Annotated in this window: 26 protein-coding genes; 20 read left to right on the top strand and 6 right to left on the bottom strand. The window is 26.8% G+C overall.

The window, feature by feature from the left end:
- Nucleotides 1–4: 4 nt before the first annotated feature.
- Nucleotides 5–775, top strand: a complete 771-nt coding sequence (locus tag ACD762_RS07750) for a type III pantothenate kinase (protein ID WP_423363413.1) — start codon at nt 5–7, stop codon at nt 773–775.
- 39 nt (nt 776–814) lie between these two features.
- On the opposite strand, the gene ACD762_RS07745 is transcribed toward ACD762_RS07750, so the two are convergent.
- Together ACD762_RS07745 and ACD762_RS07740 are read right to left on the bottom strand one after the other, a co-directional pair.
- Nucleotides 815–1,666 (bottom strand): aldo/keto reductase, encoded by an 852-nt coding sequence (locus tag ACD762_RS07745; RefSeq protein WP_423363412.1) that lies wholly within the window; start codon nt 1,664–1,666, stop codon nt 815–817.
- 18 nt (nt 1,667–1,684) lie between these two features.
- Nucleotides 1,685–2,440: an SDR family NAD(P)-dependent oxidoreductase gene (locus tag ACD762_RS07740; protein WP_423363411.1), complete on the bottom strand. Its 756-nt coding sequence runs from the start codon at nt 2,438–2,440 to the stop codon at nt 1,685–1,687.
- Nucleotides 2,441–2,571: 131 nt separating this feature from the next.
- On the opposite strand from ACD762_RS07740, the gene ACD762_RS07735 reads away from it, so the two are divergent.
- Nucleotides 2,572–2,997 (top strand): hypothetical protein, encoded by a 426-nt coding sequence (locus ACD762_RS07735; protein WP_423363410.1) that lies wholly within the window; start codon nt 2,572–2,574, stop codon nt 2,995–2,997.
- 428 nt (nt 2,998–3,425) lie between these two features.
- On the top strand, nt 3,426–3,668 hold the full coding sequence (locus ACD762_RS07730; RefSeq protein ID WP_423363409.1) for a hypothetical protein: 243 nt from the start codon (nt 3,426–3,428) through the stop codon (nt 3,666–3,668).
- A 373-nt stretch (nt 3,669–4,041) separates the two neighbouring features.
- Here ACD762_RS07730 and ACD762_RS07725 read toward each other — a convergent pair whose 3' ends face one another.
- The 4 genes from ACD762_RS07725 to ACD762_RS07710 all read right to left on the bottom strand — a co-directional run bounded on the left by ACD762_RS07725 (nt 4,042) and on the right by ACD762_RS07710 (nt 7,324).
- Nucleotides 4,042–5,130, bottom strand: a complete 1,089-nt coding sequence (locus ACD762_RS07725; protein WP_423363408.1) for a tyrosine-type recombinase/integrase — start codon at nt 5,128–5,130, stop codon at nt 4,042–4,044.
- Nucleotides 5,131–5,334: 204 nt separating this feature from the next.
- Complete coding sequence (locus ACD762_RS07720; protein WP_423363407.1) at nt 5,335–6,063, bottom strand: DUF3800 domain-containing protein; 729 nt, start codon at nt 6,061–6,063, stop codon at nt 5,335–5,337.
- 56 nt (nt 6,064–6,119) lie between these two features.
- Nucleotides 6,120–6,653 (bottom strand): HIRAN domain-containing protein, encoded by a 534-nt coding sequence (locus tag ACD762_RS07715; RefSeq protein WP_423363406.1) that lies wholly within the window; start codon nt 6,651–6,653, stop codon nt 6,120–6,122.
- A 32-nt stretch (nt 6,654–6,685) separates the two neighbouring features.
- Nucleotides 6,686–7,324 (bottom strand): LexA family protein, encoded by a 639-nt coding sequence (locus ACD762_RS07710; protein WP_423363405.1) that lies wholly within the window; start codon nt 7,322–7,324, stop codon nt 6,686–6,688.
- A 182-nt stretch (nt 7,325–7,506) separates the two neighbouring features.
- Here ACD762_RS07710 and ACD762_RS07705 point away from each other — a divergent pair, with 182 nt between their 5' ends.
- The 17 genes from ACD762_RS07705 (at nt 7,507) to ACD762_RS07625 (ending at nt 16,538) form a co-directional block, all read left to right on the top strand.
- Complete coding sequence (locus ACD762_RS07705; RefSeq protein WP_423363404.1) at nt 7,507–7,716, top strand: helix-turn-helix transcriptional regulator; 210 nt, start codon at nt 7,507–7,509, stop codon at nt 7,714–7,716.
- Nucleotides 7,717–7,718: 2 nt separating this feature from the next.
- On the top strand, nt 7,719–7,988 hold the full coding sequence (locus tag ACD762_RS07700) for a hypothetical protein (protein ID WP_423363403.1): 270 nt from the start codon (nt 7,719–7,721) through the stop codon (nt 7,986–7,988).
- A gap of 40 nt (nt 7,989–8,028) precedes the next feature.
- Nucleotides 8,029–8,547 carry a BRO-N domain-containing protein gene (locus ACD762_RS07695; RefSeq protein ID WP_423363402.1) on the top strand — a complete coding sequence of 173 codons (519 nt, stop codon included), beginning with the start codon at nt 8,029–8,031 and terminating at the stop codon, nt 8,545–8,547.
- Between the two features lie 75 nt (nt 8,548–8,622).
- Entirely contained in the window at nt 8,623–8,886 is a 264-nt protein-coding gene (locus ACD762_RS07690) for a hypothetical protein (protein WP_423363401.1), read from the top strand.
- A 34-nt stretch (nt 8,887–8,920) separates the two neighbouring features.
- Complete coding sequence (locus tag ACD762_RS07685; protein ID WP_423363400.1) at nt 8,921–9,739, top strand: tyrosine-type recombinase/integrase; 819 nt, start codon at nt 8,921–8,923, stop codon at nt 9,737–9,739.
- Between the two features lie 150 nt (nt 9,740–9,889).
- Complete coding sequence (locus ACD762_RS07680) at nt 9,890–10,744, top strand: hypothetical protein (RefSeq protein WP_423363399.1); 855 nt, start codon at nt 9,890–9,892, stop codon at nt 10,742–10,744.
- A gap of 329 nt (nt 10,745–11,073) precedes the next feature.
- Complete coding sequence (locus tag ACD762_RS07675; RefSeq protein ID WP_423363398.1) at nt 11,074–11,199, top strand: hypothetical protein; 126 nt, start codon at nt 11,074–11,076, stop codon at nt 11,197–11,199.
- A gap of 129 nt (nt 11,200–11,328) precedes the next feature.
- Nucleotides 11,329–12,141, top strand: a complete 813-nt coding sequence (locus tag ACD762_RS07670; RefSeq protein ID WP_423363397.1) for a DNA-methyltransferase — start codon at nt 11,329–11,331, stop codon at nt 12,139–12,141.
- Nucleotides 12,142–12,152: 11 nt separating this feature from the next.
- Nucleotides 12,153–12,515: a hypothetical protein gene (locus ACD762_RS07665; protein ID WP_423363396.1), complete on the top strand. Its 363-nt coding sequence runs from the start codon at nt 12,153–12,155 to the stop codon at nt 12,513–12,515.
- Between the two features lie 11 nt (nt 12,516–12,526).
- A complete protein-coding gene (locus ACD762_RS07660) occupies nt 12,527–12,847 on the top strand; it encodes a hypothetical protein (RefSeq protein ID WP_423363395.1) in 321 nt (106 codons plus the stop codon).
- A gap of 14 nt (nt 12,848–12,861) precedes the next feature.
- Nucleotides 12,862–13,281: a single-stranded DNA-binding protein gene (gene ssb, locus ACD762_RS07655; protein ID WP_423363394.1), complete on the top strand. Its 420-nt coding sequence runs from the start codon at nt 12,862–12,864 to the stop codon at nt 13,279–13,281.
- Nucleotides 13,282–13,293: 12 nt separating this feature from the next.
- On the top strand, nt 13,294–13,968 hold the full coding sequence (locus tag ACD762_RS07650; RefSeq protein WP_423363393.1) for a putative HNHc nuclease: 675 nt from the start codon (nt 13,294–13,296) through the stop codon (nt 13,966–13,968).
- Complete coding sequence (locus tag ACD762_RS07645; RefSeq protein ID WP_423363392.1) at nt 13,950–14,375, top strand: hypothetical protein; 426 nt, start codon at nt 13,950–13,952, stop codon at nt 14,373–14,375. The genes ACD762_RS07650 and ACD762_RS07645 overlap by 19 nt, the downstream gene beginning before the upstream one ends.
- Before the next feature lie 13 nt (nt 14,376–14,388).
- Nucleotides 14,389–14,595: a hypothetical protein gene (locus ACD762_RS07640; RefSeq protein WP_423363391.1), complete on the top strand. Its 207-nt coding sequence runs from the start codon at nt 14,389–14,391 to the stop codon at nt 14,593–14,595.
- A gap of 375 nt (nt 14,596–14,970) precedes the next feature.
- Nucleotides 14,971–15,315 (top strand): hypothetical protein, encoded by a 345-nt coding sequence (locus tag ACD762_RS07635; RefSeq protein ID WP_423363390.1) that lies wholly within the window; start codon nt 14,971–14,973, stop codon nt 15,313–15,315.
- A gap of 64 nt (nt 15,316–15,379) precedes the next feature.
- The gene (locus tag ACD762_RS07630; RefSeq protein WP_423363389.1) at nt 15,380–15,754 is read left to right on the top strand and encodes a hypothetical protein; all 375 of its coding nucleotides are present in this window, start codon (nt 15,380–15,382) and stop codon (nt 15,752–15,754) included.
- Complete coding sequence (locus ACD762_RS07625; protein ID WP_423363387.1) at nt 15,747–16,538, top strand: ADP-ribosyltransferase; 792 nt, start codon at nt 15,747–15,749, stop codon at nt 16,536–16,538. Before ACD762_RS07630 ends, ACD762_RS07625 begins: the two co-directional genes overlap by 8 nt.
- Nucleotide 16,539: the final 1 nt, after the last annotated feature.

The raw sequence follows: 16,539 nt of genomic DNA, 5'->3' as shown, positions 1-16,539 counted from the left end.
TCTTATGCTATTAGCTATTGATATTGGTAATTCAAATATAAGTTTTGGATTATATAAAGAAAAGAAATTATTAGCAACATTTAAGTTAAACACAGATCATAATAAAACAGAAGATGAGTATGCGATATCTTTAATTACTTGTCTTCAATTAGTTGATTTAGATTATCATGAAATAAATGGTGTTATTGTTTCAAGTGTTGTATTAGCTATTAATCCAGTATTTGAAAAGTTATCTAAAAAATATTTTAAATTAAAACCGACATTTGTAGGACCTAATTTAAAAAGTGGTATTAAAATAAAAATTGATCAACCTAAATCATTAGGACCTGATATTTTAGTTGGTATTGTAGCTGCTTATGAAAAATATGGTGTTAATTGTTTAGTTATTGATTTAGGTACTGCAACAACAATGTCAATTTTAAACAGTAATAAAGAATTTATTGGTGGTGTAATATGTCCTGGAGTTAAAACTAGTGCAGATTCTTTGTCTACAACAACTAGCGCTTTACCATTGTTAGATTTAGATATACCATCTAAAGTTATTGGTAAAGATACTAACAGTTGTATGCAGTCTGGTATCATGTATGGCTATGCTTCAATGTTGGATGGTATGATAAATAAGATGGAAATAGAGTATGGTGCTAAACTTCAAGTTATTTTAACAGGTGGACTTGCTAAGATTATTGCTAAAATGCTTTGTAGTGATGTGATATTAAATCAAGATTTAATACTTGATGGATTACATCACTTATTCTATAAAAATAATATAAAATAAAGAAACAGAAGTTGTTAATAGCAGCTTCTGTTTCTTGGTTTATTCAATATGTAATTCTGTTTTATGATCAGGAGCAGGAAATTCCTTATCTAAAGCAGTATAATCTTCTTGTTTTAGTTTAATGTTTGCTGCTTCTTGAAGTTCTTTTATATGTTGTGCTTTTCCTGATCTTGGTATCGCAATTATATTTTCATTTTGCATTACAAATGTTAATAATAATTGAATAGGTTTAATATTATATTTTTTAGCTATTGTTACTAAAGTTTCATTTTTTAATATACCTTTAGCATAGTTACCAGCTTGTGTTAATGGAGAATAAGCCATTAATGCGATGTTGTTTTTATGTAAGTAAGGCATTAAATCATATTCTATTCCTCTAGATCCTAAATTATATAATACTTGATTTACTACACAATTATTTCCATTATTACACTTTAGTAATTCTTTCATATCATCAGTATCAAAATTAGATACTCCCCATGATTTAATTTTTTTTGACTTAACCATTTCTTCAAAACAATCAACTACTTCTTGTAAATCATTTCCTGTAGGCCAATGTAATAAATACAAATCAATATAATCTACATCTAATCTTTCTAAACTAGCATTTAAATGTTCAAATATTTTATTTCTAGTAGCATTTTGAGGCATTACCTTGTCTACAATAAATAATGATTCACGATCATACTTTTTTATTGCTGTTGCTATTAGCTCTTCTGAAGCACCATATCCATATAGTTCAGCTGTATCAATTAAAGTAATTCCTAAATCGATTCCTTCTCTTAAGGCTTCTAATTCCTGAATACATGTTGATGCTTTTTCTCCTAAATACCAAGTTCCCATTCCTAATCTAGGTATTTCCATATTATTTTTTAAAGTTATATTTTTCATAGTTGAACTCCTTTTATTTTATCTTGAATTAACAATTCCACCATCTACTATTAATTCAATTCCTGTGATAAATTGCGATTCTTCACTTGCAAGATAGACTATTGCAAAAGCAATATCTAAAGGCCTGCCTAAGCATGGTAGAGGTGTGTTTTCTTTGAAATACTTTAGCATTAGTGGATTTTCAAATAAATCTTTAGTCATGTTAGTAGCAATATATCCTGGATGTACTGAATTACATCTGATATTCATGGCTGCAAAATCATGTGCAACAGACTTAGTAAAATTTGTTAATGCTGCTTTAGAGGCAGCATAAGGCCCAGCCCCACAATTACCTAAAAGACCACACATCGAAGATACATTAATAATAGAACCATGTGATTGTTCAATCATTAAAGGTATAGTTTCTTGAACACCAATAAAAACACTTTTCATATTAACATCAAATACTTTATCCCATTCTGCATCTGTTAAAGATGAAAAAGAAATATTTGAACTAATTCCTGCTATGTTAGCAAGAACATCAACTTTTAAATCATTTTCTTTTATGAAAGTTATTAAATCTTGCCAATCAGTTCTACTACTAACATCATGTTTGAATGAATATACTTTTTTATTATTAGCTTGAATTTTACTTACAGTAATATTTAGACTTGTAGTATCAATATCAGTTGCAATAACTGTTGCACCTTCATGTGCAAATAATATAGCAGTTGCTTGTCCAATACCACTACCAGCACCTGTAATTATAGCAACTTTATTATTTAGTCTTCCCATTATAGTCCTCCTTAATTATCCATATATTTCATTATAGCAAATATAAATCAAGTCAATTATATTTATGCTTTTACTTATATATCAAATGTAATATTTATGGTATACTATTATTGAAAAAGGAGTGATTTAGATTGTTTAAAAGAGTTTTAACTTTAATATCTGTATCACTGTTGCTTATTGTTAGCATTTTTGCTGGTGGAACAATGTATTTAGTATTTACAAATCCAAGTAGTTCATTTGTATTCAATCCACTTGCAATTAGCTTTATTTTTGCAGCAGTAATGATAGTTGTTTGTGTCTTTTTAACCGGATATGCATATAAATTTAATGATAGAAAATTAATTATTTATGGTACTATAGCTTTAGTAATATCAACAATTCCTAATATTATTGTAGGATTACAACAAGGAATTAATGATCCATACTTATTATCAAAATTAATTGCACCATCATTGTTACTTAACTTGGTTATGTTAAATTTATATACACCTAAATATGATGCTTGGGAAGCAGCTAATGTTAAAGAAAGTAGAAAATCGCATTATAAAAAAAGATAAAAATATTCTTCATGTTAACAATGTTAATATGAAGTTTTTTTATCTAGACTAATTATTGATTAATAAACATATTGTTGTAAAGTTAACTTCTATACTTCTAGTTGATTCATAGAATTAAGTCTTACATCGATTATCATTAAGACATCAGTAGAACTTAGTCTTACATAGATATTCAACATTATTAATAGATTTCGCTTTTTATATTTTTATGAAAGAGTGATTAGTATGGAAATAAATAAAGGTAAACATTTAACTTTAGTAGAAAGGGAATACATTGAAAGTAAACTAAAAGAAATTTGCTACTAAAACTTCAATTGCTAAAGATTTAGGAAAAGTAAGTTACAATAAGTAAAGAAATTAAGAATCATAGATACTTATATATTAAGTCAAATACAAGAGATAGATCTCTTGTATTTGATTGTATTCATATGCAGGAATGTAAAGTTAATAAATGTAATAATACTTGCTCTGATTATTCAATGATACCTTGTAAGCGTACAGATAAAATAATCGTTGTTTGTAATGGATGTGTTGATATACTTAACTGTAGATATGTTAGGTATAGATATGATGCGAAAAGAGCACAAAATGAATATGAGTATTCACTTGTTGATTCAGTTATAGATGTAAACCTTACTACTTATAAAGCTTCAATTATCGGTTTTATTTAAAACTTTAATAGATCTCGATTTAAGGTGTAAAGAAGCAAGAAAAGTAAAAAGGGGTACTTATATTGAAGTTTGATTTAACTGAAAAAGTGTGTAAAGAGCAAGGTTTAAAAATTTTTTAGGTTGATATATTGTTTGGAGGTTTATTAAATAATCCAAAAAAACTATTTTAAGCTCTAATCAGATATTTGATTATTTTAATATAATAAAAACCCCTTAAGTAAGGGGCTTGTTTTTTATAATGGAGGTTCCTGCCGGTTTTATAATATAGATGTGATAGATGTAGTAAAACGCAGTTTAATCGAGTTTTTAGCAGTTTACAATATGTGCAAAATATAGCTAAATTTGATATTTTGGCGACCGATTGGCGACCGATTTACTTATTTAAATTATTTAACTCAAACATTAATTGAGTTTCACTATCTTTAATTAAATGAGAGTATGTCGCAATTGTTTCTTTTTCAGTTTTATGGCCTAATCTTTTTGATGCCATTTTATAATCTTTTGTTTTTTGAATTATCAATGTAGCGTGAGAATGTCTAAAGCAATGTAAACTAATATACTCCACTTCAGCAAGATTTGCGTATTTTTTATTATAACTATTAACTGTATTTTTTCTGAATGGTTCAACTCCACCAAAAATAAATTCATCTTCAGTATAACCATCATAATTCTGTTTGATTTCTTTTAATTGAATTAATAAATCGAAAGTATGATTATCTAATAATATCTTACGATTACTTTCTTTAGTTTTAGTTGGTCCAATCTCCCAGGCAATACCTTTAATGCCTTGAATACAACTCTTATTAATATCAACTTCTTTTGTTTCAATTAAAAAGTCATTCCAAGTTAGCGCCCAACTTTCAGCTGATCGTAATCCAGTCCAGTATAGGATGTTGAAATATACCTTATATTCAAAATCATCAATTACATCTTCATACTTTTTAAATGTGGGATAGTCATATACGACTATCTCTTTTTTTGGCTTTTCTTTTAGTTTTTCTATAGCTTTAAAAGGATTATAATTTGAATCGTTTATTTTATTAGCAAAATTATATATTTCTCTTAATTTTTTAGTTACTCCATTTATTCTTTTATTAGAAAGTTCTTTATTAGCTAATTCATTATGCCATTTTAATAATGTTTGATGATTTATTTCTCTTAATTCTTTTTTTGACAAATGTGGCAAAATATGCAGATTGATAATGTTATTAGTGTATTTCATTGTGCTTTTTGTTACTGATTTTGATTTCGTTTCTACATAGATATCACATATTTCTTTGATAGTCATATTATTTGAATTATCTTGCTCATTTACACTTATTAAAAACTTTAGCTCTGCATCTTTAGCTTCCTGCTTACTATTAAATCCACTTTGCTCTTTTCTTTTATTTTGACCACTAAGAGTTTTATATCTAACATCAAAACTCCATTTACCAGTGCTTTTTCTTTTTCTTACAGACATAGTGTCACCTCTAAATTTATATTTAATATGTAAAACACTTTTATTGAATTTATATCATTTATGGTATATTATAATGGTACCGGAAGATTATTCTTCGACAGGTCTACACCTAATAAGTCAAATGAAAATTTTAAGCGTATTTATAAATACGCGGCCTAGGTGGGAAAGCATTTCTACAATTGTAGATTTGCTTTTTTTTTATATTTAAGGTTGATATAATTTTACATTTAATAACTTATTAATACTTTTTATATCTCTTCTAATATACATTTTTCTTACTTCACCTACTAGTATATCTGATGCTTGTATCAATGAATGATTTTTAGAGTCGCAATAATGAATTTTACATTCTGCAGATTTTAATATTGGTGGAAAAGTAATGCCATAATCAAAGTTTTGTATACCATATACTAATTCTTCAATTATCCCATCTTTTAAACCATAATATCCGTTTGATACAGTACTTGATTGGTCTAAATCAATACAAATATTTATATGTTTTTGGCCATTGATATAATTGTTATTTAATTCATGTTTAATAACATCTTTTATTATCCTTTTAATTATATAATCTTTATATCTTCCACGAGCTTCCTTTGCACAAAGTACACTTGAATAAAGCTTAGAATTATTAATAATGACTGAGTACGTATTGCAGTCTTTTTTTATAAGAGTAAAAATGCGTCTACGATCAGTATTTTTAATAATAGTATTTTTAACTTCTGGGCAATTGGATAAGTTGCATTTTCCTTGCTCGTCTTTGCAATATTTACATTTTATATTTTTTATTATTGACTTATATCTTCTCAAAAAAATTTCTTTTTTCTTTTTATCAGTAAACCATACCCCACCATATATAGAGCAAGGTTCATTTTTATTTATAAGTCCTGATTCATCCATATAAAACAATATGTTTTGAATTTTTTCTGGCATAGTTACATCCTTTCAAAAAAGAGTCGATTGGCTTCTTAAGAGTAAATCCATATTAATTATTTGTAGTTAATTTTTATTCTTACACTATAATGATCGTTAAGATACTCATGTATTGCTTTGTTAGATTCTATCATCTTGAATTTCCCACCAAATATGTACAAGATTATATTATCTATTTTATTCATTTTGCTCAAAATTGATTTATTTATTTCTGATGGAATATATCCAATATGATATGTTTTACCATCTAGTACACACACTACCTTGACTGCATTTCTATCATGTTTATTTTGAGGCTCTTTAATTAATCTAGTCTGAATATCTTTAGTTATTGGTAATTGGAAAATCTTTTGTCCAACTTCAAAATCATTTACTAACTCTTCATCAGTTTTTCCGTAGTAAATTGTTTCTTTGTCAACAATTTTAGAATAGTGATCTAACATTTTTTTAATGTTTGTTTGCATATAATCCCAACTATAAATATAAATTTCGTTTTCAATATCATAGGTTGTTTCTTTTGTGTGATCATCACTATTAGTATCCAAGCCAACTATTGTTTGAAATAATTCTTTTATTTTATTTTTAATCATTACTACAATTCTCCCTTTAATTTATTTTATCATTAGTAATCAATTATATTTTTTTCTAATCTGCCCATGATTACTACTGGTTTTTCTAAAACTTCTTGAGGTGTAAAATATCTAGCTTGGTGAATAGTGTTACTACTTTCAGGTTGAAGTATTAATAAGTTATCTTTTTTATAAACTCTTTTTAAAGTAAAGTCTTCTCCATTGACCATGACAACCGCAATATCTCCATTATTAACATCATTTTGCTTATGAATTAGAATCTTGTCACCTTCATAAATTCTAGCAAGATTCATTGAATCACCATTTACGTATAGAAATCCATATTCGCTTGGATTGCCCTTTACAAAGCTTGCTGGAACATCTTCATAACCAATTATGTTATCTTCTGCAAAAGTAGGATTACCGGCTTGTATATTACCTAAAACAGGTATTTTAATTAACTCTTCTTCAACACCATCAATAGTTATTGTTGGTGTTTTTTCTTTGCCTAAAAGAAAATCGGTAGTCACGTTAAAAATTTCAGATAAAATATTAATCGTTTCTATATTTGGTTCAGTTACTTCATTCTCATATTTTGAGTAAGCTTGATGACTAATATTCAATAATTTAGCTAATTCTTTCTGTGTTAGTCCGGATTTTTTCCTTAATCCCTTCAATATATCACCAATCATAAAACACACCTCCATTGTAGAAATATTCTACTTCTTGTTTAATATTCTATCTACTAAAAGTTGAACTGTAAATAAATATATCATTAATTCTCAAAAAAAGAGAATTTAATATTGACTTAAACGAAAGATAGAATTATAATATATTTGTATTCAACAAAAAGTAGAATAAAGAGGTGAAAATTTTGAATTTAATTAAAGAATACAGGTTAAAAAGAGGTTTGACTCAAAACGAATTAGCTAATGAAGCCAATATTTCTTTTCAATATATCTCACTAATAGAAAATGGTGAAAGAAATCCTTCAATAAACACAGCTAAAAAAATTGCGAAAATATTAAAAATTCCTAAATCAAAACGAATTAAACTGTATGAGGAATTTGGAAAGGAGGAATAAACATGACAGATAAATTAGTCAGCCCAGAGGCAATGTCAATTGTATTAAGACTTAAGGTAAGAACTTGTGAAAATATTATAAAAAAAATAAATAGACAAGTTAGAGAAGACCTTAAAATACAAACTACTCAACGTTGGGTATTAGCTAGTAGAGTAGCAAAAGTAAGAGATTGCACAGTAGAAACCTTAGTTAAAGCTCAAGATGATTTAGACAAACAAAAAAGCGATAACCCGCCAGTTAAATCGCTTAAAACAAATAAAATCTACGTTTAAATTATAACATACGTAGATTACTAACACAAAGGAGAAACATATGAATAATTTAGAAATTTTTAAAAACAATGAATTCGGAGAAATCCGAACAATTAAGATAGAAGAAGAAATTTATTTTGTAGGCAAGGATGTAGCTGGTATTCTCGGTTATACAAATACCCGAAAAACATTAATTGACCATGTTGATGAAGAGGATAAGGGGGTAACGAAATGTGACACCCTTGGTGGGAAACAGGATTTGACTATCATCAATGAATCCGGTCTGTACAGTCTCATCCTCTCAAGTAAATTGCCAAGTGCTAAAAAATTCAAACGCTGGGTTACAAGTGAAGTACTACCAACAATTAGAAAAGAAGGAATGTATGCTACTGATCAATTATTAGACAATCCTGATTTATTAATTGAAGCAGCAACCAGATTAAAAGAGGAAAGAAATAAAAGAATAGAATTAGAAAAACAAAACGAAAAAATGAAACCTAAAGCTTTATTTGCTGATGCAGTAACAGCAAGCCACACAACTTTAGTTGAACACATAATTTTATCGGTTTGATATATCTAATATAACATTGAAGTTGGCAAATAGGAAAAAATATAATTATAAAAAGAAAAATGAAAGGTCTAAAAGTTATATATTATGACTCCAGAAATAAGAAAAATATTGAATTATCTTTACTCAAGTGATCTTATTGTAAATCACGTAATAAATGAAAAGTACATATTTATTAAAACTAAAAGCAATTTGAGTTTTATAATCAAAAAAGATAATTTTGAAATATATAAAAAAGAAAGAATTAAATTTGAAAAATATGAAGATTTAGTAAGTTTAAGTAATCAAAATTTACCTCTTGCACTAGTTAGTGGTCTAAAGGCTTTAAGGCAAGAGATTTCTAAAAAATAGATATATAAAATTAAAAATGAAAGGAATGATAAAGTTGATTATTAAGGTTGAAGAATATATCGAAGAATGTATTAATAATGAGCTTGCAAATAATACTGTTAAAGCTTACAAATACTGCCTTAAACAGTTTAATAAGTACTGTGAGGACAACAATATTCAAGAGCTATCTAAAAGAGCCTTAATAAGCTTTAAGCAGTATCTTATTAGTACATACGATAATGAAAAAACAATCAATAGTAAAATTGTTATATTAAACATTTATATAAATTGGGCTTATAAGAATAAGATAATTACTCTAAATCCATTAGATTTAAAATTGAAGCATATGCAAATTCAAGATTTAGGTCATAGAGAATATTTGAATAAAAAAGAATTTAAAAGATTAATTAAAGCATGCGATGCTGACTATGATATTAAATCATTTATTCTAGTGATTATGAATTCAGGTATGAGAATATCTGAAGTATGTCAAATTACAATGCATGATCTAAGTAAAAAATCATTTACAGTAAGAAATAAAGGTAAAAGTTCTACTAAAGCGTTACCTTTATGGCTAAGAAAGCAGCTAGAACAACTTTATTCATTTAAAGGACCAGAAGAAATTATTTTTAATAAATCAAAAACTAGTTATCGCAGCAAGCTTAAACGCTTATCTGGAAAAGCTAAAGTAAAAAAAACTAAAGTATATCCACATGCGCTTAGACACTTATTTGCAAAAGAATATGTAAAAAAAGGAGACATCAGTCAACTAAAACAATTGCTATCTCATTCAAACATTAATACAACAGCAATTTACACAGAAATGAATCAAGAGGAATTAGTCGATATATTTAGGTCTCAAAAGAATAAATAGCCGTAAAAAAGTGGTCAAAAAAGGCCAATTTAATAATAACAATAAAAACAAAGAAAACAAGCATAGGTATCGCAAATAACAGTGATAATATGATGTTTCGATTATATAGAATAAACGCAAGCAGGAGATGGCAAGAAGGGAAGTCTAAAAATGGCAGTAAAAAAAGCAATGATAAGTATAGATTCTCACACGTATAAGTTAGTAATCGCTAAAAAGATTGATATCATTGAGGCTATAATTTTAAATGATATTGAATATTTTTCTAAAGGTCGAGGCTATGTTAAAAAAAATAAAACAATTGCAGAGGAGCTTAATGTTTCTTTGCCAACCGTAACTAGAAAAATTGCAAATTTAATTGAATATAATTTCATAGAAAGCAAGAAGTTAGCTCACTGTAGATTACTAAAATTAACGCCAAAATATAAAGAATATGTGTCTAATCAAATTGAAGAGGCACAACAAAAAAACGATGTTATGTCTAATCAAAATGATGAGGCATGCCTAATCAAATTGATTAGTCTGCCTAATCAAAATGATGAGGCTATTAATAAAGAGGAAGAGAATATAGAAAAGAATATAGATAATATACAAGATAATATTAAAATGTTAAAAATTATATTTTCAAAATACTATCAAAATTTTAGTTCTAGATTTTCAAAAAAGTTAGTTGACTTGCAATTAAAAAAGCAATTAAAAAAATATTCATTTGAAAAAATAAAAATTGGATTTGAAAATTATTTAATTACTCAAGCAAATTTAGGATGTCAATTACAGTTCATTAAAAATGTTCACTCATTTTTATTAAACGAGATGTTTTTGGATTATCAAAAACAAGTTAAATATAATCCTGTTGTTAATTCAACTAAAAACTATTACGAAAAAGAAACTTTGGGAGTTGATGATCAGTTATATACTGAAAAAGTAACGCCAGTTGATAAGAAAAAAGTTGACAAAATACTAAATCAAATGAGAAATGAAAGAAAAGAAAGTATTAACAAACAATAAAATCAAATAATTTACTTGTTTATTAGTCCATATGAGTTATTGATGTTAAAAATGAGTATTTATATAACTATGGAATTAAAGACGCTTAAAAGTTCTTAAATGATGTATTTTAGAAAGACAATAATAATAAAAATTACCTTCAAGGAGTAAGATATGTTAAAAAAATTAAAAAAAGTCACAATTGACTATATAAATTGCGAAGAAGATATATCTCCTTTTATGATTTTAATGCTGATATTATGCGGGCTAACGATAGCAGCTGATATATTAAATTTTATTTAGAAAATAAAAATCAAATGTAAATATCTTAAAAAAGGAGAAATACGAAAATGGAAAATATAATAATTCAACATATTAAATCATTAAATGATCCAAATTTAAATATTGAATTAGAGAAGCAGGCGATGCGTTCTTTACTAAAAAAGCAAGAAAGGGAGTGAATAACTCACTTTTAAAAATAACATCGTGTGCTATACAAAAGAGTCGGAACTTTATAAAAAAGGAGCGTGTAAACTTTCTACTTAATAAGTAATATGTTCAAATGCAAAACCGACTCTTTAAAAATTATTTAAAGGAAGAGTAAAATGGAAAATGCAAATAAACAAAGAAAGATAAAATGCGAGCTATATCATGATAGCTTTCAAAACTATAAAAGGTATAACATACCAAAAGCGCAATTAGTTATAGCAGACATTCCATATAATTTAGGAAATAATGCATATGCCAGTAATCCGAGTTGGTATATTGGCGGAGACAATAAAAATGGGGAAAGTAAAAAAGCAAATTCGCAATTCTTCCCTAGCGATAAAAATTTTAATTTAGTAGAATATATGCATTTTTGTCAAAAGCTTTTAATCAAAGAACCTAAAGAAAAAGGAAAAGCACCAGCAATGATTATATTCTGTGCATTTCAGCAAATGCATATGTTAATCGAAATTGGTAAAAGATATGGATTTAAAAATGCTTATCCGTTATTTTTTATTAAAAAAACAAGTGGACAAGCTTTAAAAGCTAATCAAAAAATACTAGGTGCAACAGAATATGCAGTTGTATTATATCGTGACAAATTACCTAAATTTAACAATGCTTGGCAACAAGAAGAAACAGGTAAAAAAATGATATTGAATTGGTTTGAGTTTAAAAGGGATAGTGTAAAAGAAGTACCCAAAATACATCCAACACAAAAACCAGTTAATTTATTAGAAAAATTAATTAAAACCTTTACTGATGAGGGTGATGTAGTTATTGATCCAGTGGCTGGGAGTGGTACAACATTATTGGCTACAAAAAAAACAAAACGTAACTCATTCGGATTCGAGGTATTAAGAGATATTTATAAAAAGTCAAAAGATGAACTGTTAAGCATTGAATTTGAAGAACAACAAAAATTATTTTAAGGAAGAATAAAATGACAGAAATCAAAATTGAAATGCCTTTAAAAAACTTTAATTTAAATAATTACACTCAACTAGCTAGGACTCATTGGGCAGTTTCCAATAAAGCCAAAAAAGACCTGCAGTCTTTAATTTGTTGGCAAGTAAAAGCTCAGATAAACGAGCTTATAGCTACGCCAGCTAAAATAAATGCAGTATGGCAATCTAAATCTAGTAATTTTGATTTAGATAATCTTTTATTGAAAGCTATATTAGATGAGCTTCAAAATATGGAATTGTTAGAAAATGATAATGCTAAACATATCCAATCAATTACCCATGATTTTGAAATTAACAAAAATTGGCAAGGTGTTAAATTAAAATTTATTGGATTATAAGGAGAAAATATATGGATAATAATCAACAAGCTAAAATATTAAATGAAAGATTACTCTTAATTAATAAGTTATTTGAAGATGCTGAAATTTTCAGTCAAAGAGTAACGAATAAAAATATTCAAATTGGATTAAGTATTCAAAATTCAGAATATGAATATGATTTAACTTCAAATGAAGTAAAAAGGAAAATAAAGTCAAATGTATTAAATTATGAAGTTTTAAAAGATTTAGAAAAATTTATAGAAGAATTAAGAATAAGACTATATGCCGAAGATATTGATCAATCGCAAATAAGTTTAACCGATCTTGGCATTTATGAAGATTTATATTAAAAGGAGGCATTTGCATGAATAGAACTGTTTTAACAGGAAGAATAACTAGAGACTTAGAACTTAAAAAGACACAATCTGGAAGAAGTTTTATTAACTTTACTATTGCAGTAAATAGAACTTTTACAAATCAAAGTGGCGAACGTGAAGCGGATTTTATCAGCTGTATAGCTTGGGGTAAACCTGCAGAAACAATGGCGACTTATCTTGCAAAAGGTGCTTTAATTGGTGTTGATGGAAGAATTCAAACTAGAAACTATGATGATGCTAATGGACGTCGTGTCTATATTACAGAAGTAGTTGTAGAAAATTTCGAATTTTTGGAAAGTAAGGAATCTAATATTGTTAATGATAATACTAAATCAGTTAAAGTAAATACAGGTAACCAATTTTTTGATAAAGAATTATCAATCAGTGATAACGAGTTGCCATTTTAAATAATGCCAGTCTTGATTAAAAAAGGAAATGATGTAGTTGTTCTAGGATTAGAGTTATCTAGCCTAGAGCAGCTTATGTTAAGTGAGAATGAACCACTTAAAGTTGAAATGTATATTACAGACAGAATCAGAATTACTGATTCTCAAAGAAAATGTATATTTGCAATTTGTAAAGACATTGAATACTATACAGGCCACGATAAAGAGATAATTAGAAAACAGATAATGCTTCATAATCACATTCAAAGTTTAAGTATATGTACAAAAGACCAAGCAATAAGGTTGATAACTGACTTAATAGATTTTGTAATCATAAACAACATACCAATAAATCTTAAAACAAAAGAATATGAAGACTTTAATTTTTTGCCATATCAAGTGCTTATGATGTGTTTAAAAAGACAGTGCGTAATCTGCGGTAAGCCTCACGCTCAAATACATCATGTTGACAGAGTAGGCATTGGTAGAAATAGAAATAAAATATCGCACATTGGATTACAAGTATTACCATTATGTTCTGATCATCATATTGAAGTTCATATGATTGGTGAGAATGAATTTAAAAATAAATATCATCTAACATATACAAGAGTAGATAATACCCTTGATAAGTTTATTAAAAGTGGCAAAATACAATTTTATGAAAATGATTGAAAAGGAGCAGTATTATGGATTGGTATCAGTTAGAAGAATATCCAAAATATGAATATAATCTATATATGGATATTCGCAGTATTAAAGGCAAGAAATATATTAAGCCAAATAAAAAAGATGTAGTTCAACTTTATGTTGAAGATGAACTAGGAATGTTCCCAAAATACCTAAGACGCTATGGTGTTATTTTAAAAGACTATTATAATCTAGATGTTTCAGTTAGATATATTAGAAATTTAAAATTTACGCTTAAAGACTTAGAAATATATGTCTATGATGTTTGGAAGCATGATAAATATCTAGGACAGTTTTTAACAAGAGATGAGATAAAACAATCACTAATGGTAGGAGAACGTATATTTAGTAAAAGCTACCAAAATCAAATAAATAATAAAATCTATTTAATCAAAGGTAAATGGATAAAAGCTTGTGAATTTTAAAGGAGATAAATAAATGCCAATATATAAAATTAAGTATCAAGATGGAACAATTGAAGAAAAGTTTTTCAAAAATAAAGATTTAAGAAATGAATACATCATAAATAAATACGTAAAAGAGTTTAAAGTGAAAAATGGTATTAAAGTAACATCTTCAACTTATGATCCAAATACAGGACATAATAGTGGGAAAATACGAAAGCATAAGAATAGATGGAAATAAAGAAAGGATAAGATTTATAATGGCAGGATTAGAACAACCAATTTTGGACCATATCAAAAGTATGAATGATCCATTTTTATTGGAAGAATTAGGAAATGAAAAAAAGCACTAAAAAATTATAGATTTAATATCAATAAATATTATTTAAATAACTACTTAGCATTACTGACAATACTTGTTCCAATACTTGCACTTATGCTCGCATTTGTATATATACTGTGTCTAAATTGAAATAATTATTAGAACTTATTACATCCTGGATATTTATTAATAATTGATTTAAACATGAAAAAACACCCTTTAGTAAGAGTGTTTTATGATTTATTATGACATCTAAATTATAACACAATTACTTATAAAAGGAGGAATAACAAATTGGGAAAATCATTTAGAAAACAAATTCAAAAATATAAAAATGATTTGAATAAACTGAAATATTATGAAGATGAATATAAACTTTTAGAAAAAATAAATGATAATCAAAAAATCGATAGCGAAGTATTACATAAAATGTTATATATAAGAAATCGTGTAGGCATTTTAAAAAATGCAATTGATAACCTAAATGAGAAGCCATACGATAAAGATAAAGAAATATTTGAATGTATTTATCTAAAGGGATATAGTAGAGAAAATACTGCATATTTACTCGGATATTCAGTATCTGGCATAGATAAAAGGATTGTAATTATAAATGATAAGCTTTCAAATCACTTATAAAGTTTACGTTAATTGTATAGTTTAGCATTAATTAATCAGCTTATTATAATGATGAGGTGATTATATGTTAGAATTTGATGATTATAGCAAGCTAGGTAATGTAAAGGCAGCAAAACATAAAACAATCAATATAACAAAAGAAATATCAATAAAACTTAAGTGTTTTGATTCTTATGTGAATTCAACAAGTGATATAATAAACATATTAAGTAATCAAACTGATGTTGATAAAGCATTAGAAATAGCTATATCATGGTATAAAAGTACAATAAGACTAGCTAAAGAGTTTTACGAAGTTAAAAATACAACTGACCAAGTATATAATAATTTAGGTATACTGATTAATGATGTGAAAATTGCTAATTTTGTTGGGATAAAAAGAACGTTTTTAACAACGTTTACTAATGTATTAAAGTATGAGCGTGTACATCATGAGTAGAGCATATGTAAGAGTGGCAAGAGGTTCAAAACCGTGTAAATGGTGTTTAGAACAACAAGGTACAGGGGATGAACAATCTGATATTAGTTTTGCAAGGCATGATTCATGTCAATGTGCTATTATTTCTACAGGCAATAACAAGGAATATACTGGAGCTAAAAAAGGTGTCTGGGAAGAACGAGAACTAGGAAATTTTAGAAGTCGCATTAATGAAGAACTATCTAAAATCGTAGATATAGTTGTAGATAAAACAATTGATGTAATTGATAAATTTGTAAAAGCAGATGTAACAATAATTAACAAATTAGAAAAACAGTCTAAGTCTTGGTATAAAGAATTAGATAAATATGAAGCTGAAGCAATAACCAGATATACAGATGTAGAAGCATCTATCATAAATGAATATCTGTCAGGGAAAAGTAAAAATATAGTTGCAGATATAAATGCAAATATACATCATATTTCTGAAACTATGGATAAATTTAACCTAAAAGATGATGTTATTACATTTCGAGGTACAAATTCTAAATATTATAATGATATAAACGTTGGGGAAAAATTCAAAGAAAAAATATTCTATAGTACAACTTTAGATGAAAATATGGCATTAGAATTTAAAGAAGATGTAATTTTAGAAATATACGTGCCTAAAAATTCTAGATGTTGTTATATTGGAGAACAGTCATTAAGCCCAGATGAAAAAGAACTTTTACTAGATAAAGATACTAAGTATAAATTACTGAAGAAAGAAAAAGATAAAATCATTTTAGAGGTGGTAGATTAAA

Origin of the sequence: Mycoplasma sp. P36-A1 (genome assembly GCF_049478495.1) — a bacterium.
Taxonomy (GTDB): Bacteria; Bacillota_I; Bacilli_A; order JAJDGJ01; family JAJDGJ01; genus P36-A1.
Note: the sequence above shows the minus strand (reverse complement) of the source record. Positions and strands in the feature narration are given on the sequence as shown.